20 protein-coding genes are annotated in these 15,216 nt (G+C 63.8%); 14 read left to right on the forward strand and 6 right to left on the reverse strand.

The annotated features are described in order from the left end of the window. Positions 1 to 45 precede the first annotated feature (45 nt). The 3 genes from rho to hemE all read right to left on the reverse strand — a co-directional run bounded on the left by rho (position 46) and on the right by hemE (position 2,957). On the reverse strand, positions 46 to 1,302 hold the full coding sequence (rho, locus tag ON00_RS11640) for a transcription termination factor Rho (RefSeq protein ID WP_010405952.1): 1,257 nt from the start codon (positions 1,300 to 1,302) through the stop codon (positions 46 to 48). A 168-nt stretch (positions 1,303 to 1,470) separates the two neighbouring features. Further along, positions 1,471 to 1,938 (reverse strand): CopD family protein, encoded by a 468-nt coding sequence (locus ON00_RS11645; RefSeq protein ID WP_010405953.1) that lies wholly within the window; start codon positions 1,936 to 1,938, stop codon positions 1,471 to 1,473. Next, the gene (gene hemE, locus ON00_RS11650; protein WP_010405955.1) at positions 1,935 to 2,957 is read right to left on the reverse strand and encodes a uroporphyrinogen decarboxylase; all 1,023 of its coding nucleotides are present in this window, start codon (positions 2,955 to 2,957) and stop codon (positions 1,935 to 1,937) included. Before hemE ends, ON00_RS11645 begins: the two co-directional genes overlap by 4 nt. A gap of 314 nt (positions 2,958 to 3,271) precedes the next feature. Here hemE and ON00_RS11655 point away from each other — a divergent pair, with 314 nt between their 5' ends. From ON00_RS11655 to ON00_RS11705, 11 genes are all read left to right on the forward strand, one after another. Then, complete coding sequence (locus ON00_RS11655; protein ID WP_029622753.1) at positions 3,272 to 4,099, forward strand: pyruvate, water dikinase regulatory protein; 828 nt, start codon at positions 3,272 to 3,274, stop codon at positions 4,097 to 4,099. Further along, the gene (locus ON00_RS11660; protein WP_083834099.1) at positions 4,096 to 4,692 is read left to right on the forward strand and encodes a Maf family protein; all 597 of its coding nucleotides are present in this window, start codon (positions 4,096 to 4,098) and stop codon (positions 4,690 to 4,692) included. The genes ON00_RS11655 and ON00_RS11660 overlap by 4 nt, the downstream gene beginning before the upstream one ends. Beyond that, positions 4,689 to 5,501: a shikimate dehydrogenase family protein gene (locus tag ON00_RS11665; RefSeq protein ID WP_010405959.1), complete on the forward strand. Its 813-nt coding sequence runs from the start codon at positions 4,689 to 4,691 to the stop codon at positions 5,499 to 5,501. Before ON00_RS11660 ends, ON00_RS11665 begins: the two co-directional genes overlap by 4 nt. Continuing rightward, a complete protein-coding gene (gene coaE / locus ON00_RS11670) occupies positions 5,498 to 6,094 on the forward strand; it encodes a dephospho-CoA kinase (protein ID WP_010405960.1) in 597 nt (198 codons plus the stop codon). Before ON00_RS11665 ends, coaE begins: the two co-directional genes overlap by 4 nt. 7 nt (positions 6,095 to 6,101) lie before the next feature. Beyond that, positions 6,102 to 6,791 carry a DNA polymerase III subunit epsilon gene (dnaQ, locus tag ON00_RS11675; RefSeq protein WP_010405961.1) on the forward strand — a complete coding sequence of 230 codons (690 nt, stop codon included), beginning with the start codon at positions 6,102 to 6,104 and terminating at the stop codon, positions 6,789 to 6,791. Between the two features lie 84 nt (positions 6,792 to 6,875). Next, positions 6,876 to 7,466: a ribosome hibernation-promoting factor, HPF/YfiA family gene (hpf, locus tag ON00_RS11680; RefSeq protein ID WP_010405963.1), complete on the forward strand. Its 591-nt coding sequence runs from the start codon at positions 6,876 to 6,878 to the stop codon at positions 7,464 to 7,466. Positions 7,467 to 7,579: 113 nt separating this feature from the next. Beyond that, positions 7,580 to 8,047 (forward strand): PTS sugar transporter subunit IIA, encoded by a 468-nt coding sequence (locus ON00_RS11685; RefSeq protein WP_010405964.1) that lies wholly within the window; start codon positions 7,580 to 7,582, stop codon positions 8,045 to 8,047. Then, complete coding sequence (locus tag ON00_RS11690; RefSeq protein WP_010405965.1) at positions 8,034 to 8,507, forward strand: PaaI family thioesterase; 474 nt, start codon at positions 8,034 to 8,036, stop codon at positions 8,505 to 8,507. Before ON00_RS11685 ends, ON00_RS11690 begins: the two co-directional genes overlap by 14 nt. Further along, a complete protein-coding gene (locus ON00_RS11695) occupies positions 8,504 to 8,845 on the forward strand; it encodes a DUF1491 family protein (protein ID WP_029622756.1) in 342 nt (113 codons plus the stop codon). The genes ON00_RS11690 and ON00_RS11695 overlap by 4 nt, the downstream gene beginning before the upstream one ends. A gap of 155 nt (positions 8,846 to 9,000) precedes the next feature. Next, complete coding sequence (locus ON00_RS11700; RefSeq protein WP_029622757.1) at positions 9,001 to 9,645, forward strand: cell wall hydrolase; 645 nt, start codon at positions 9,001 to 9,003, stop codon at positions 9,643 to 9,645. A gap of 100 nt (positions 9,646 to 9,745) precedes the next feature. Then, on the forward strand, positions 9,746 to 10,201 hold the full coding sequence (locus ON00_RS11705) for an MmcB family DNA repair protein (RefSeq protein WP_010405968.1): 456 nt from the start codon (positions 9,746 to 9,748) through the stop codon (positions 10,199 to 10,201). A gap of 4 nt (positions 10,202 to 10,205) precedes the next feature. Here the strand turns inward: ON00_RS11705 and ON00_RS11710 are convergent, their stop codons facing one another. Continuing rightward, complete coding sequence (locus ON00_RS11710; protein WP_010405969.1) at positions 10,206 to 10,823, reverse strand: ankyrin repeat domain-containing protein; 618 nt, start codon at positions 10,821 to 10,823, stop codon at positions 10,206 to 10,208. Between the two features lie 73 nt (positions 10,824 to 10,896). Between ON00_RS11710 and ON00_RS11715 the strand changes: the two genes are divergently transcribed. From ON00_RS11715 to ON00_RS11725, 3 genes are read left to right on the forward strand one after another with little or no spacing between them, the layout of a single operon-like run. After that, positions 10,897 to 11,505, forward strand: coding sequence for an SCO family protein (locus ON00_RS11715; RefSeq protein ID WP_040601655.1), 609 nt, complete (start codon positions 10,897 to 10,899; stop codon positions 11,503 to 11,505). 9 nt (positions 11,506 to 11,514) lie between these two features. Next, positions 11,515 to 11,946, forward strand: coding sequence for a YcgN family cysteine cluster protein (locus ON00_RS11720; RefSeq protein WP_010405971.1), 432 nt, complete (start codon positions 11,515 to 11,517; stop codon positions 11,944 to 11,946). Further along, entirely contained in the window at positions 11,943 to 12,617 is a 675-nt protein-coding gene (locus ON00_RS11725; protein ID WP_010405973.1) for a M48 family metallopeptidase, read from the forward strand. Before ON00_RS11720 ends, ON00_RS11725 begins: the two co-directional genes overlap by 4 nt. On the opposite strand, the gene ON00_RS11730 is transcribed toward ON00_RS11725, so the two are convergent. Together ON00_RS11730 and msrB are read right to left on the reverse strand one after the other, a co-directional pair. After that, complete coding sequence (locus ON00_RS11730) at positions 12,593 to 14,734, reverse strand: transglycosylase domain-containing protein (protein ID WP_083834100.1); 2,142 nt, start codon at positions 14,732 to 14,734, stop codon at positions 12,593 to 12,595. The two genes, ON00_RS11725 and ON00_RS11730, sit on opposite strands and share 25 nt — an antisense overlap. 56 nt (positions 14,735 to 14,790) lie before the next feature. After that, a complete protein-coding gene (gene msrB / locus ON00_RS11735) occupies positions 14,791 to 15,213 on the reverse strand; it encodes a peptide-methionine (R)-S-oxide reductase MsrB (protein ID WP_010405975.1) in 423 nt (140 codons plus the stop codon). Positions 15,214 to 15,216 lie beyond the last annotated feature (3 nt).

Genomic DNA, 15,216 nt, shown 5'->3' on the forward strand with positions numbered 1-15,216 from the left:
AACCGATGCGAGTCCGACGGCACCCCGCCGACGGACTGACATCGCTTACTGGTTCATGCTGTCGAAGAAATCTTCGTTGGTCTTGGAATTCTTCATCTTGTCGAGCAGGAATTCCATCGAATCGATCGTGCCCATCTGCATCAGGATGCGGCGCAGTACCCACATCTTGGAGAGCTTGCTCTGGTCGACCAACAGTTCTTCCTTGCGCGTGCCCGACTTGCCGACGTCGAGCGCCGGGAAGATGCGCTTGTCGGCGACCTTGCGGTCGAGCACGATTTCCGAGTTACCCGTGCCCTTGAATTCCTCGAAGATCACTTCGTCCATGCGGCTGCCGGTATCGATCAGCGCGGTCGCGATGATCGAGAGCGAGCCGCCTTCCTCGATGTTGCGCGCGGCACCAAAGAAGCGCTTCGGACGCTGCAGCGCGTTGGCGTCGACACCGCCGGTCAGCACCTTGCCCGACGAGGGAACGACAGTATTGTAGGCGCGGCCGAGGCGCGTAATCGAGTCGAGCAGGATCACCACGTCCTTCTTATGCTCGACCAGGCGCTTGGCCTTTTCGATCACCATCTCCGCGACCTGGACGTGGCGCGTGGCGGGTTCGTCGAAGGTCGAGCTGACCACCTCGCCCTTGACCGAGCGCTGCATGTCGGTGACTTCCTCGGGGCGTTCGTCGATCAGCAGGACGATCAGGAACACCTCGGGGTGGTTGTCGGTGATCGCCTTGGCGATGTTCTGCAGCATCACCGTCTTGCCGACGCGTGGCGGCGCGACGATCAGCGTACGCTGGCCCTTGCCCTGCGGCGAAATGATGTCGATCACCCGCGCCGACTTGTCTTTGATCGTCGGGTCCGACGGATCGAGCGTCAGCTTCTCATCGGGGTAGAGCGGGGTGAGGTTGTCGAAATTGACGCGGTGGCGCACCGCCTCGGGATCATCGAAATTGACCGCGGTCAGTTTGACCAACGCGAAATAGCGCTCGCCATCCTTGGGCCCGCGAATTTCGCCCTCGACCGTGTCGCCGGTGCGCAGGCCGAATTTGCGGACCTGGTTGGGCGAAATGTAGATGTCGTCGGGGCCGGCCAGATAATTGGCTTCGGGGCTGCGCAGGAAACCGAAACCATCGGGCAGCACTTCGATCGTGCCCAGCCCCATGATCTGCTCACCCTCTTCGGCCTGGACCTTGAGGATCGCAAACATCAAATCCTGCTTGCGCAGCGTCGAGGCGCTCTCGATGCCGAGTTCTTCGGCCATCGCGACCAGCTCGGCCGGCTTTTTGTTCTTCAGGTCTTTGAGATGCATTGCGGGCGTCCGGGCATAAAGGATGCTGGGGAAGGAGCTTCGGTCGGCGAAAGGTACGCGACGATGCTTGAGGAAGGAGGCCGCGACCGAACGGGTGGACCCGCCGCATTGCGACACGCAGGAGAGATACGAGGCCGGGTCGCGCCCGTCAAGGCGCGACGTGGTGCCTCAGAACGGCTGTACGATCGCCAGTATCACGATGAAGGTGACCAGAACCGCAGGCACCTCGTTGATCAGGCGCAATTGCCGCCCGGTCAGCGTCGGCTTGCCGGCCGCGAGTTTGCGGGCATAGCCCACTGCCCAACCATGATAGCCGCTGAGGATCAGAACCAGCGCCAGCTTCAAATGCAGCCAGCCAAGCCCGTGTTGCCCGGAAAACAGACCGGCATTGGCGGCAAGCGTCAGCCCGAGGATCCACACCACGGTCATCGACGGGGTAAGGATGATCGTGCGGATCTTGCGCTCGCGATCGATCCATAACGCAGCCTCGGGCGACGCAATGCCGCCGCTGGCCAACGCTTCCTGATGATAGACGAGATAGCGCGGCAGCATGAACAGGCCCGCCATCCAGAACACGACGAAGATGACATGCGCCGCCTTGACCCACAGATAGGCGTTGCCGAGCATTCCAATCATCCAGCGCTCCGAACAAAGGCGAGCAACTGCTCGACATGGGCAATCGGCGTATCCTGCAAAATGCCGTGCCCAAGATTGAAGACATGGGGCCGATCGGCAAAGGCTGCAAGGATGCGTGCGGCGGCCTGTTCCATCGCCGCGCCCCCCGCGATCAGCACCAATGGATCGAGATTGCCTTGCACGGGCAGATCCTTAGGCAGGCTTGCCGCGGCCCATTCGGGATCGATGGTCTCATCGAGCCCGACCGCATCGACCCCGGTTTCCCGGACATAGGCTGGGAGTTTCTCCCCCGCCCCCTTCGGAAAGCCGATCACCGGTACACCCGGATGACGATCGTGCAACGCGCTGACGATGGCAGCATTGGGCGCAATCACCCAGCGTTCGAATTGCGCCGGGCTGAGGCTGCCCGCCCAACTGTCGAACAATTGTACGGCCTCGACGCCGGCCTCAATCTGCTTCGACAGATAATCGATGGTGCAGGTCGCGATCGCCGCGATGATCTCTTCGAATGCCGCAGGATCGCCATAAGCGAAACGCCGCGTTTCGCCCTGGTCGCGGCTCCCGTGTCCGGCAACCATATAAGTGGCAACGGTCCATGGGCTTCCCGCAAAGCCCAGGAAGGTGGTCTGGGCGGGTAGCGCCGCCGTGACCTGACGCACGGTCTCGTAAACCGGTTCAAGCCGCTGAGGGGCTGCCTGCAGGCCTTGCAGTGCATGGTCGAGCAGCGGTGGTGTCAGTGCGGGGCCTTCGCCCACCCCAAAGGTGAGATCCTGACCCAGCGCCGATGGCACCATCAAAATGTCCGAAAACAGAATCGCGCCATCAAAGCCGAACCGACGGATCGGTTGAATCGTGACCTCTGCCGCAGCGGGGCTATCGTTCACCAGCGCGAGGAACCCGCCCTTTTCTGCCCGGAGCGCCCGATATTCCGGGAGATATCGGCCTGCCTGGCGCATCAGCCAGACCGGCGGGGTGGGCTGACGTTCACCCAGGAGCGTGGCGAGCAGCGGCTTCTTCATCGTCGGAATCGTCTTACCCTCTTCTATAAGATTCTAGAATCTTGAAAGGATGAAGTGGTTGTAGGCACGTCGATAACGGGGCTTATGCGGTCATCCCCGAAAAGCCAACAGGCTGGCCTTTGAGCAAGGCCGACTCTGGCGTGAGTCGTTCGATCTGTCCCCATTATCCACAGCCTGTTAGCCGAATCGTCGCTTGTGCGCACGCATGTGGATAAGCGGCGGGTTATCCACCAAAGGGATGACGCTTTGCTGGACCGCGAAGTTGCGCTAGCGCTTCTCCCCATGTTGTCCACAGCATCGCCCACCCGGCCTTTTTGATGCGCCTGCATCTCCATTTGCTGTCGGATTCGACGGGCGAGACGCTCGAGAACATCGCGAAAGCGGCGCTTGCGCAATATGACGATGTCGAAACGATCCGCCACTTCTGGCCAATGGTGCGGACCGAGGCACATCTCGAGCGCATCCTTCAGGAAATTTCGCAAAATCCGGGGCTGGTGCTGTTCACGCTGGTGAATAGCGAAACGCGGCGGACGCTCGAGACACGCTGCCGTGCGCTGGGGCTCCCGGCGGTGGCACCGCTGGACGGGGTGACAGGTGCGTTGTCGGGCCTGCTCGGACAAGCGGCCAAAGCGCGACCGGGGCGCCAGCACGTGCTGGATGCCGCCTATTTCGCCCGGGTCGATGCGATTCAGTTCACCATCGCGCATGATGACGGGATACTCGCAGAAGATTGGGAAGAGGCCGACATCGTCTTGGCCGGTGTGTCGCGGTCGTCAAAGACGCCCACGTCGATCTATCTCGCCAATCGCGGGTTCAAGACCGCCAATATCCCGATCGTGCTCGAAAGCCCGCCACCCGCAAGCCTGTACACGTTGAAAAATCCGATTGTGGTTGGGCTGACCACCAGCGCTGACCGGCTTATTCAGGTGCGGCGCAACCGGTTGCTGTCGCTCAACCAGAAGGTCGAGACGGCTTATGTCGATCAGGAAGCGGTCACGCGCGAAGTGGCGTTTGCGCGCCGGATGTTCGCCGACAATGGCTGGCCGGTGATCGACGTAACCCGGCGCTCGATCGAGGAAACGGCGGCGGCGATCATTGCATTGGTCGGCGAACGCCGCGGCGATGTCCGGGGCGACGCATGAGAGTTGTGCTGGCGTCGCAAAGCGCACCGCGACGCGCGATGTTGGCCGCAGCGGGCGTGCCGTTCGAGGCGGTCTCTGCCGGGGTCGACGAGGATTCCGCCAAAGCGGCCCTCCTCGCTGACGGCTTTGGCGCGCGCGACATGGCCGATGCGCTGGCGGAGCTGAAGGCGATCAAAGTGTCCTCGGGGGATGGCCAGGCGCTGGTACTGGGCTGCGATTCGGTTGTCGCGCTCGAAGACGGCTCGATGCTCGACAAGCCGCGCGACCGAGCCGAGGCGGCCGAGCATTTGCGCAGGCTCTCGGGCAAGCGCCACGAACTGGTCAGCGCGGCGGTGATGGCCGAGGGCGGACGCCCGGTGTGGCGAGTCGTCGATCGTGCGCGGATGCATGTCCGCCCGCTATCGGACGCGTTCATCGAATCGTATCTCGATCTCGAATGGCCCGAAATCGCGTGGTGCGTCGGCTGCTATCGGATCGAGGGTCCCGGCGCGCAATTGTTCAGCCGGATCGAAGGCAGCCAGTTCACCGTGCTCGGTCTGCCGTTGCTTCCGGTGCTGGATTATCTGCGGGTACGCGGGGTGATGACGTCATGATGTTCGCCGAAGTGATCGGGGATCCGATCAACCATTCCAAATCGCCGCTGATCCATGGCTTCTGGATCGAAGCGCTCGGGCTCGAGGCGAAATACGCGGCCCAGCAGGTGACCGCGGCGGGGTTGGGCGGGTATTTCGCCGAACGCGCGACCGATCCGAACTGGCGCGGATGCAACGTCACCCTTCCCCATAAGGAAGCCGTGTTCGATCATATCGCCGATCCGGGGGGCGTGCGCGGGTCGATTGGCGCGGCTAATACCGTTTTTCGTACCGAGGACGGTACGCTCGCTTGCACCAACACCGACGCGGCCGGCTTTTACGCGCCGATCGCCGAACTCAACCTTGCCGGTGCGCCGGTGGTGGTGATCGGGGCGGGCGGGGCAGCGCGGGCGGTGCTGTTCGCATTGTCGCGGCTCGGCGTCGGACCGGTGACGATCCTCAACCGCAATGTGCTGAAGGCGGCGGCCTTGCTGTCGTCCTTCGGATTGAAAGGCAAGGCGCTGCCGCTCGACGCGACGCTGCCGCCGGCGGCGCTGCTGGTCAATGCAAGCGCGCTCGGCATGGTCGGTCAAGCGTCGCTCGATCTTGATCTCGGACCCCTGCCCGACGACGCGCTGGTCTATGACGTGGTCTATGCCCCGCTCGAAACGCCGTTGCTGGCAGCGGCGCGGGCGCGGGAACTGGAGACGGTCGACGGTCTGGACATGCTGATCGCGCAGGCGGCGCTGGCGTTCGAATTGTTCTTCGGCGTGACGCCACCGCGCGACGAGGCCAGCGATGACCAGCTACGGGCGCTTTTGACGGCATGATTACGATTGGCCTGACCGGGTCGATCGGGATGGGCAAATCCACCGTGGCGGCGATGTTTGCCGAGGCGGGTATTCCGGTGTTCGATGCCGATGCCGCCGTGCACCGGCTGCAAGGCAAAGGCGGGCGGCTGGTCGACGCGATCGAGGCGGCGTTTCCAGGGTCGACCGGTCCCGACGGTGTCGACCGCACGCGGCTTGGGCCGATGGTGCTGAACGATCCCGCCGCCTTCGCGCGACTCGAGGCGATCGTGCATCCGGCGGTGGGCGAGGAGCGCGCTGCCTTTCTCGTTCGCCATGCCGATGCGCCAATGGTGGTCTTCGACATTCCGTTATTGTTCGAAACCGGCGGCGAAACGCGGGTGGATGTCGTCGTCGTGGTGTCCGCGCCCGCGCCGATTCAGCGCGCGCGCGTGCTGGCGCGGCCCGGTATGTCCGTGGAAAAGCTCGATTCCATTCATGCGCGGCAACTGCCCGACGCCGAGAAAGTCGCACGGGCCGATTTTGTCGTGCCGACCGGCGGATCGCATGAGGATACGCGGCGTGCGGTCCATGCCATCATCGCTTGCTTAGCGACCCGCGACGTCCCACTATAATGATCCTATGCGTGAAATCGTCTTCGACACAGAAACCACCGGCTTCAGTTTTGCCGATGGCGATCGCATGGTGGAGATCGGTTGCCTCGAGATGGTCAACCGCGTCGAGACCGGTCGCACCTTCCACGCGTATTTTCACCCGGAGCGGTCCATGCCGCCCGAGGCGCAACGCGTCCACGGCCTGAGCGACGCCTTCCTGGCGGACAAGCCGCTGTTTCCGCATCTGGTCGACGATCTGCTCGACTTTATCGGGGACAGCCCGCTCGTCGCGCACAATGCCAGCTTCGATTTCGGCTTTCTCAACGGCGAGTTGAAGCGCTGCGGGCGCACCACCGTCGCAATGGAGCGGATGGTCGATACCGTCGCGATGGCGAGAATGCGCCATCCGGGTGCAAAGCACAGCCTGGATGCCCTGTGCAGCCGCTACGGCATCGATCGCAGCCACCGCACCTTGCACGGGGCTTTGCTCGACGCGCAACTGCTGGCGCAGGTGTATGTCGAGCTGACCGGGGGGCGGCAGATCGGACTGGTGCTGGTCAGCGAAGCCGTCGAAGAAAGCGAGGTCATGGCCCCGGTTGCGCCAACCGTGGTGCGAGCGCCACGCGTGTTTGCGGTGAGTGACGCAGACCGTGCCCGGCACGCAGCGTTCTTGAAGACCGTGGTCAATCCTTTGTGGGGGAGCGACCACACAATGTGATTTGGGGGGCCGTGGCACCCGGACGGTGTCAACTGCCAGCTGACGATCGTCACAACGACGCCAGCCTATTGAAGGAGAAGGTTCATGGATATTCGGGTTTCCGGCCATCAGGTCGAGACGGGCGCGGCCCTCAAGACCCATGTCGACGACCGGCTCCAAGCCATCGCCACCAAATATTTCGCGCGCGCCATCTCGGCGCAGGTCACCTTCGGCAAGGGGCCGCACGATAATCGCTTCACCTGCGATATCATCGCCCACGTCATGCAAGGCCTTATCCTGAAAGGCCGCGGCGACGCATCCGAGGCGCACGCCGCTTTCGAAGGTGCCGCGAGCAAGATCGAAAAACAATTGCGCCGTTACATGCGACGTCTGAAAGACCGCAATGGCGGGTCCGTCACGGCCGTGGTGATGGATGCAGGGGGTGCCGCCGATAATGCCGGCTACACCGTTTTCCAGGAAAGCACCGCCGAGGAGGAGGTCGAGGACTATCCGCTGATCGTCGCGGAGACACGTGTCGACGTGCCGGAGGCGTCGGTGTCGGACGCGGTGATGATGCTCGATTTGCGCAACACCACCGCCTTGCTGTTCCGCAACAGCGGCTCTGGCACCTATAATATGGTCTATCGCCGCGGCGATGGCACGATCGGGTGGGTCGAACCCCAGCGCCAGGCCTGATCGCGGTTGCTATGCGAGCATGTCCTAGTGGCATGCTCGCGCTTTCGCGGTTGCAGGATCGGCGCTATGGGCCTGCCACAAGACCCCGCCGTCACGCGGGCATGAGGATCGTAATGACCGACCTGCACGATATTCTGGTGCCCGACGCGGTGCTTGAGCGCGTGAGCGTGGGAACCCGCAAGGCGTTGTTCCATCAACTCGCGGCGGCGGCGGCGGCCGTCTACGGCCTGGATGCCGGGGTCGTGCAAGACGCGGTGGCGACGCGCGAAAAACTGGGATCGACGGCGTTTGGCGGTGGTGTGGCGATCCCGCATGGCAAGGTGCCGGGTTTGACGCAGGTGCGCGGGGTGTTTGCCCGCTTGGCGCATCCGCTCGACTTTGACGCGGTTGATGATCTTCCGGTCGACGTCGTGTTCATGCTGGTATCGCCGCCCGATGCGGGCGCGACTCATCTCAAGGCGTTGGCACGCGTGTCGCGCGCGTTGCGTGATCAGTTGCTGGTCGAAAAGCTGCGCGGTGCGGGGTCGCGCGATGCGCTGGTCGCTCTGTTGACCGCAGAGCAGGTCCGTGACGCAGCCTGAGAGCGCTCCCGGTCCATCCGGGCAAGCCGCGCATTTTCGGGCGTTGGAGGCGCTATATGCGGCGGCGCCGATCAACCGGTTGTTTGAATCGACTCTGGTCATCCCCGAGCCCGGCCTTGCCCGGATCCATTTCACGATCGATCAGCGGTATTTTCACGCAGGCGGGGCCGCGCACGGGACGAGCTATTTCAAGATGCTCGACGATGCCGCTTTTTACGCGGCGAACAGCCTTTTGACCGATCGTTTTTTGCTCACCACCGCGTTCAATCTGCTGCTGACCAAACCCCTGCGCGAAGGGCCGGTGACGGCCGAGGGGCGCTGGATATCCGGGCAACGCCGGGTGTTCGTCGCCGAAGCGCGGTTGATCGACGCTGAGGGCGAGGAAGCGGCGCGCGGCACCGGAACGTTCATGCGATCGCGCATCGCCTTGGCAGGGTTGCCCGGCTACCGCACCGAATGATGGGCACGCTGCCTTCCGGTATCCTGGTATCGGCCTTGTTGAAGCGCGTGAACGATTCCGGCGGGATGGGGATGGTGCGTGCCCGCGGCGATGCGCAATCTGGAGCTATCCTATTGTTATTAAATGAAAATAATGGAACTTCCAAAGTGATGGAGCGCGCGCTTGATCTGCTCGGCAAGGTGATTTTGGTCGAGACCGGGCCAGCCGATCCCACCGATGCGATAGCGCGCGAGGCGTATTGGCGCAGGCGCCGCGACCGCGACCCGGATTTGTGGGTGGTTGAACTGGACATCCCGTCGGCGGAACGATTCGCCGCAGAAACGATCGCCTCCGGTTGACCATATTCGATATCCCCCTAGAAGTCGGGGTATTAGCCACGTGCGTTGTGCCGTGTCGGGTGCGATCCGACCAGGTTACGCAGTCGGGGGGCTGTCCGGCGGGGTGACAATCGGGTCGACCCTGTCCGCGCACCAACCGCATTTTTGTAGTGTTCATGTCGTTTTCGAATCGCGTCGCAAGCCTCGCGGCGTTCTCTTTGGCCATAACCGCTCTCATCGGTCTCGGCACTCCGGGCTTCGCTCAAGACCTTGGTCGTGTCATCAACGCCCAGTCTCAGCCTTCCGTTCCACAGCCCGTTTTGAATCCAGCCGTCGCGACGACGGTAACGAATGCGCCTTCGCTTCCCGACGCCAAGGCCGATGACGAGCAAGACGATGACAGCGTGGCCTATGGCACGCTGGACGCTGCGGTCGCCGCCCAGGCCATTCCCGACACGATCGATGAAGAATTGCAGTGCATGGCCGGCGCGATTTATTTCGAAGCCAAAGGCGAGCCGCTCAGTGGCCAGCTTGCCGTCGCCGAAGTCATTCTCAACCGCTCCAAGTCGGGTCGCTTCCCCAAGACGGTGTGTTCGGTTGTGAAGCAGCCCGGTCAATTTTCGTTCGTACGCGGTGGTCGGGTTCCAACCGTCTCGCAGAACAAGCAATATCGCACCGCGCTTGCGGTCGCTCGCGTCGCCCTCGCCGATGTCTGGGACAGCCCGGCGTCGGGCGCGATGTATTTCCATGCGCGCGGTGTCGCCGCAGGCTGGCATCGCGAACAGGTTGCCGCGATCGGGAACCACGTCTTTTTCCGGTGAACCAGCACGTCCTGTTTGACGTGTTCGCCTAATGTTCTAAAGTCGGGGGATGCTATCGTCGTCCCCCGACTCCGCGCTTCCGGTATCAAGCCCGCTGGATATGCCGTTCTGCGCCGCCCACGTCGTGCGCGGTACGGTGCGCATGCTGTTGCGCCACGATCTGGTCGCGTTGGCCGAAGTCCCGCTCGACGGCAATCGCCGCGCCGATTTGATGGCGATCGATGCGCGCGGTCAAATCGTGATCGTGGAGGTGAAGGTGTCCCGCGCGGATCTGCTCGGCGACGCCAAATGGACCGACTATCTTGATTGCTGCGATCGCTTTTATTGGGCGGTTCCGCACGGATTCGATGCTACCCCGCTCCACGGAATGGCCTTTTTGCCCGAACGCACCGGGATCATCGTGGCGGATCGCTATGATGCGGCGATCGTGCGCGAAGCGCATAGCGTGCCATTGTCCGCTGCCACGCGGAAACGGGCGACGCTCGCCTTTGGGCGGCGCGCCGGGCGCCGCTTGATCGGGTTGATCGACCCGGAGGCCGATGTCGGTTTGGGGTGAAGCGTTACAGCTTGGGCCCGGAGACGCCGCGGCGTTCCTTTTTGGGCGTGGCGTCGATCATCGTTGTAATTGCCGATCCGCGCTTATCCTGATGCGCATAGTCGCGCGCCGAAAATCCCTGCAGCCGATCGGTCTGGTCGGGATCGGCCCCTAGATCGAGAAGCGCGCGCACCATCGTTGCGTCGCGCCGCTGCACCGCGACGATCAGCGCCGTCTCGCCGCTGGCGTTGGCGAGGTTGATGTTGCCGCCACTCTTTGCGAGCACCTGAATCATTTCCAGCCGCCCGAGGCGCGCCGCCAGCAGGATGCCGGATTCCCCGCGACGATCTTTCAGATTGGCATCGGCCCCTTTTGACAGGAGATAATTCAAATACGGCATGTCGCCGCGCCGCACGACGATGTGGATCGCGCCTTCCCCCGAATCCACATCGCGGGTGTTGACCACTGTCGCCCCGGGCTTGTCGAGAAAGCCGATGACCTCGTCATTCTTCCCATCCTTGATCGCCTGCAGAAATTTATAGCCGGGCGACTGGCCGAGCTGCGCGGCCGCAGGACCGGCGGTGATGGCGAGGGGGGCGGTGGCGAGCAACGCAAGGGCGATGGAGGCGGTGCGGAGGGTCATCGAAAACGTCCTGGCATGGTCGAGAGACACGAGCGGTTTGGAGCAAAGCTTGCGCCCGATGACCTAACAGATCATGGCTAGTCGCGCTATGAACCAGATCGCCCGTGCGCTTTCCGCGCTGTTTCTTGCTGTTTTACCGGTCGCCTGTAGCGGGCCCGCCACACCGGCGCGTGCACCGCTGGACGGCGTTGCGCTCGGCGGTCCGTTCACACTGACCGACCAGGATGGCCGGGTGCGCACCGATCGCGATTTCGCCGGGCGCTATCGCATTATGTATTTTGGCTACACCTTTTGCCCCGATGTGTGTCCGACCGATATGCAGACGATTGGCGCGGGCTTGCGCGTGTTTGAGGGCAAGGACGCCAAGCGCGGGGCAAAGGTGGTACCGATCTTCGTCACCGTCGACCCCAAGCGGGATACCCCCGCCGTGTTGAAGGCATTTGTATCCGCCTTCCACCCGCGCATGGTTGGCCTGACGGGCAGTCCACAGGCGATCGCGGCGGTCGCCAAGGAATATGGCGCGTATTTCGAAGCGGAAAAGCCCAATGCCGAGGGCGGCTATCTGGTGGCGCACGCGCGGCTTGCCTATCTTATGGATCCGGCGGGTAAGCCCGTCGCCTTGCTGCCGCAGGACAAGACGCCGCAGGACGTCGCGACCGAACTCGACCGATGGGTACGATGAGCCACGCCAATGACTAGCCGTTTCTGGGAAGAGCCGATCGACACGCTCGATCGCGGGCAGTGGGAGGCGCTGTGTGATGGGTGCGGCAAATGCTGCGTCCACAAGCTGGAAGATGAGGAAACCGGCGAGCTGTTGCCGACCAACGTCTCGTGTCGGCTGCTCGATCGCGAAACGGCCTTATGTTCCAATTACAAGCATCGCCATGCCTATGTCAGCGAGTGCGTGCGGCTCAGCCGATCGAATGTGCGAACGATCGACTGGCTGCCCGCGACGTGCGCGTACCGGCTGCGCGCGGCGGATGAACCGCTTTATGACTGGCATTACCTGGTCTGTGGGGATCGCGAGGCGGTGCACCGCGCCGGGCAGTCGGTGCGCGGCTGGACGGTGTCGGAGGACGATGCCGGCGAGCTGGAATTCCATCTGGTCGATCGCGAATTGTGAGCGCACCGCTCGAGGTCGTGCGCAACGCGCGGGCGCGGCGGGCACGGCTATCGGTGGATTCGGCAACGGGCCGTGTACGGCTGGTCCTACCGCCGCGGGCACCGCTGAAGCCCGCTTTGGCCTGGGCGGAAGGGAAAGCGGCGTGGATTGCGGCGCAGCGTGCGCGCTTGCCGCAGGCGCTCCCCTTCGAACCCGGCGCGCGCATTCCCTTCGGAGACGGCCAGTTGACGATCCTGTGGGATGAAGCCGCGCCGCGCCGAGTCGAGCGCGACGGTAGCATCCTGCGCTGCGGGGGCACGCGCGATGGCCTGTCACGACGCGTGGGTTTGTGGTTGAAGCGCGAGGCGCTGCGCGTGTTGAGCGACGAAACGGCGGAATTCGCCGCGCGCGCCGGGGTCAGCGTGACCAAGGTCGCGATTGGCGACCCCAAGACGCGCTGGGGCAGTTGCGCGTCGAGCGGCACGATCCGCTACAGCTGGCGGTTGATCCTGATGCCCGATTTCGTGCGCCGCTCCACCGTCGCGCATGAAGTCGCGCACCGCTTGCACATGAACCACAGCGCGCATTTCTACCGTGTGCTGGCGCTGCTCGACGAACGCGATCCCGACGACTCGCGCCGCTGGCTGCGCGGGAACGGTGCCGCGATTCACTGGGTCGGGCGCGAATCCTGACGGTCAGCGGGCGCGCGCGTCGGGCTCGGGGCCGGGCGCGGGCCGTCGCGACCTAGAACACGATCAAGCCAGGCTTGGTCGAGCTTGTCGCCATCGCCCTTCTTCTTTTCCACCGGCGGCGTGTCGGATTGCGGCGGCGGGCGCGTTTCGATCGGGTTGCCATCGGCATCGACGCGCTGACCCTGCTGGGCGGGCGGAGCCTGACCGGGATCGACCGGATTGCCATCGGCATCGACGAACAAGCCATTATCGGCTTCGCCGAAATAGGATTCCTGGTCGGGCTCGAGCTCGAATTCGGGGAGCGTCACTTTGGTGTCGAACTGCTCGACCGGGCGGTTGGCGACCGCCACCTTCATGAAGGCGGCAAAGGCGCGCGCGGGGGCGGTGCCGCCGTGCAGACCGGCGATCGGCTTGGCATCGTCGCGGCCCATCCATACGCCCGTGGTGAGGCCGCTGGAGAAGCCCAGGAACCAGCCATCCTTGTTGGATGTGGTGGTGCCGGTCTTGCCTGCAACCGGACGGCCGATCTGCGCCGCTTTGCCGGTGCCGGTGTTGACGGTGGTCTGCAACAGATCGGTCATTTCCGCGGCGACATAGGGAGCCACCAGCACATGGCTGGTGTCGACCGACTGGGCGTAGATCGTCTCGCCCGACGCGGTCACCTTGGTGATCCCGTACGGGGTCACCGCCACGCCCTTATTCCCGACACTGGCAAAGGCGCGCGTCATGTCGATCACGCGCACTTCGGAAGAGCCCAGCACCATGGAAGGGTGGGTGTTGACCTTGGTGGTAATGCCAAAGCGACGCGCCATATCGGCAATGGTGCTGAAGCCGATTTCCTGCCCGAGCTTGGCGGCGACGGTGTTGACCGAATAGGCGAAGGCGGTGCGGAGCGACATCGCCCCACTATTGTGCCGCGAATCGTTGCGCGGGCTCCAGCCGTCGATCGTCACAGGCTCGTCGACCACCTGGTCCTCGGGCTTATGCCCGGCCTCGAGCGCGGCGAGATAGACGAACAGCTTGAACGCCGAACCCGGCTGGCGCTGCGCCTGCGTCGCGCGGTTATAGTTGGAGGTGACATAGTCGGTGCCGCCGACCATGGCGCGGACGGCACCATCGCGGTCCATCGCCACCAGCGCGCCTTGCGCGCCCTTGGGGGCATTTTCGCGGATCGCGGCATCGGCGGCGCGCTGCATAGTGAGGTCGAGCGTCGTCCACACTTCCAGCGGGCGCTGCGTCTCGTCGATCAGAAGTTCCAGTTGCGGCAACGCCCAATCGGTGAAGTAGCGCACGCTGTTCTGCCGCGCCTCTGGCACGAACGCGATCTGGCTAACCTGCGCGTCGGCGGCTTGGGCCGCAGTGATCGCTCCCGTTTGCTGCATCAGCTTGAGCACGACGCCGGCGCGGCCGCGCGCGGCATCAATGTCGGCGGTCGGCGAGTAATTGGACGGGGCCTTGACCAGCCCGGCGATCACCGCCGCTTCGGTCAGGCTCAGATGGTCGGCACCGTGCCCGAAGAATTTGCGCGAAGCGGCGTCGATGCCGTACGCACCGCCACCGAAATAGACCTTGTTGAGATACAGTTCGAGCACCTGATCCTTGCTGAACTTGCGCTCCAGCGCGAGCGCGAGAATGCCCTCGCGGACCTTTCGACCGAATTTCTTGCTGGAATTGAGGAAGATATTGCGCGCGAGCTGCTGCGTGATGGTCGACCCACCCTGCATCCAGCGCCCCCGTTCGATCCGGACCTGGACCGAGCGCACCATCCCGATCGGATCGACCCCCGGGTGCGAACGGAAGCGGCGGTCCTCTACCGACACCATCGCGTCGCGCATCACGGCAGGGATGCGGTCATAGGGCAGCCACTCGCCATAGCTCGGGCCCATCGACACGATCACCGTGCCGTCGGCGGCGTGGACGCGAATCATCTGGCCATTGGGGGACGATTTCAGCTCGTCGAAGCTCGGCAGCTGCCCCTCGGACACATAGACCGTCACGATCAGCGCGATGAGGGCGAGCAACGCCAGACCGCCGCCAAGTTGGGCAAGCAGGACCAGACGCCGACGCCACAGAGGCGCGCGCTTGAGGCGGGGGGCGGGGGAGGAAGAGCGGGCCATTGAGTGCTGCAGCGTTAGGCTTCGCCGGTCATTCCGGCAAGCCGTCGCCGCTGCAATCAGCCATGCGACTCATCGCTATCAGAACTCCCCCGGGCGCGAAAATCGAGGCTAAGCGAATTCATGCAATAGCGCAGTCCCGTCGGAGGCGGACCGTCCGGGAAAACATGGCCGAGATGCCCGTCGCAGCGCGCGCAGCGCGCTTCGGTTCGAGTCATGCCGTGCGTGCGATCGGTATGTTCGGTGACGTATTCGGGCGAGATCGGCTGGGTGAAGCTTGGCCAGCCCGACCCTGAATCATATTTGTCGGCCGAATCGAACAAGGGCTGCGCGCAGCCGCCGCAGCGATAGACGCCGTCGGCCTTGTTGTTGTTATAGCGCCCGGAAAAAGCGCGCTCGGTCCCGGCCTCGCGCAGGACGTGATACGCCTCCGGGCTCAGCTTTTTGCGCCATTCGGTTTCGGACAGGGTAAAATGTTCCATGGC

The sequence above is a fragment of the Sphingomonas echinoides ATCC 14820 genome (assembly GCF_000241465.1).
Classification (GTDB): domain Bacteria; phylum Pseudomonadota; class Alphaproteobacteria; order Sphingomonadales; family Sphingomonadaceae; genus Sphingomonas; species Sphingomonas echinoides.